At 64.9% G+C, this 1,616-nt stretch carries 1 protein-coding gene; it reads right to left on the reverse strand.

All coding sequences use genetic code 11. The features are described from left to right. Positions 1–1,597, reverse strand: a 1,597-nt coding sequence (locus FFS57_RS24855) for a DUF6531 domain-containing protein (RefSeq protein ID WP_137940501.1), incomplete at its 3' end; no start/stop codon positions are given. Positions 1,598–1,616 lie beyond the last annotated feature (19 nt).

A 1,616-nucleotide genomic window follows, 5' to 3' on the forward strand; every position in this document is an offset into this window, starting at 1 on the left:
CTAAGGCGTTGTAGCGGTGTTCGATGACGCGGCCTTGTGCACTGAGGTCGAAGCGCAGGTGGCCCTGGGCGTCATAGACATAGCGATGCACGGCCGGCTGGCCGACTGCAGCCAGGTTGAGGCCGTCGGCCGCACGGTATTGGTAACGGGTTTCCGCCAGCAGGCGGTTGGCGGTGTCGTAACGGCGGGTCAGCCGCAGGCCGCTGGCATCGCGTTCTTCCACCAGGTTGCCGGCTGCGTCGTAGCGGAACTGGCGGCTGTTGCCCTGGGCATCGGTCTGGCCGATCAGCCGGCCCTGCTCGTCGTAGCGGTAGCGCACTTGTTCCTGGTGTTGCCACCAGCCATCCGGTGCGCTGACGTTGCGGCTGATGGCGGTCACTCGCCCGGCCTGGTCGTAGTGGTAGCTGGTGCTCATGCCGAGCGGGTCGGTGACGGTGGTCTGTCCGCCATTACCGCTCTGGTTGCGATACAGCAGGCTGGGGGGCACGGTCAGGTCAAGACCGGCTTGCAGGTCGGGCGCACCCAGTGCCAGGCGCAGGGCGTCACCGGCTTTGGCATCACCATACAGCCGCTCACCGAGGGTGGCCCAGGTGTCGCCAGCCCGGACCCGGTAGACTGCGGCTGCGCCTTGACCGGTCAGTTCATTGGTCCGCACCAGGGCGGTCTGGTATTGGTCGCGGGCTTGTTCGTCCTGGTAGCTGAAGGTGGTGACCCGGCCTGCCCCTTCGTCGACCTGGGTCAAGCGCCAGTCGCCGGGCCGCAGTTCGCTGTAGCCAAAGCGGACGGTGGTGCCATCGCTTTGGCTCAGGCTGGCCAGGCGCAGGCTGTCGCCTTCGTAGCGGTAGTGGGTCTGGTAGACCTGGCCGTCGTCGATCTTGCCGTCTTCCGGGCTCAGGTCGAGGGTCAGGGTGCTCAACCGCCCCTGGGCGTCGTAACCATAGCGGGTGCGGATCTGCTCGCCGCCATCCGCCAGTTGGCGGCGGATCTGCGTCAACAGCAGGCCGTCATAGTCGAAATGGACGGTGTCGCCATTGGCCAGTTCTACCCGCTTCAACAGACCATTGTCGGCATAGTGGTAACGCAGGCTTTGGCCGTCACGGTCGGTGATGGCCAGCAGGCGGCCTTGGTGGAGGCTGTCATAGCGTTCACTGACCGAACCGTCATGGTTAGTCCACACCCACTCCCCGCCCTGCACCGCAATCTGGCCCTGCTCCAATGCTTCGTCATCGCTACGATACCCCCCGTTGGCACCGTCAAAGCGATAGCGGACTTCGCTGCCGTCTTCCCGCACCCGGATCAGCGTGCTCCCAACCTGTCCGACCACCCCGCTTTCCGCCCGCAGCTGCTTGTATACCCCAACACGCCAGTTGTCGTGGTTGTCGTCGTCCTGCCGGCCCTGGCTGTTGTAAGTCCGCAGTACCCCCAACCCCAGCCCTCGGCCCATCAGCATGTCATCACGATCCTGCACCACCAGGTTGCCCGTCGCCGCATTCACGGACAGACCCGTCTGCTGCTGACCAAACCGTACCCGGCCCGACGACATCTCCAACGCCCCAGCCAACACGCCCAACTGGCTTCCGTTCGTGATCGCTACCATGCTGAATTACTCCCCAATA

The sequence above is a fragment of the Chitinivorax sp. B genome (assembly GCF_005503445.1).
In the GTDB taxonomy this organism is placed as follows: domain Bacteria; phylum Pseudomonadota; class Gammaproteobacteria; order Burkholderiales; family SCOH01; genus Chitinivorax.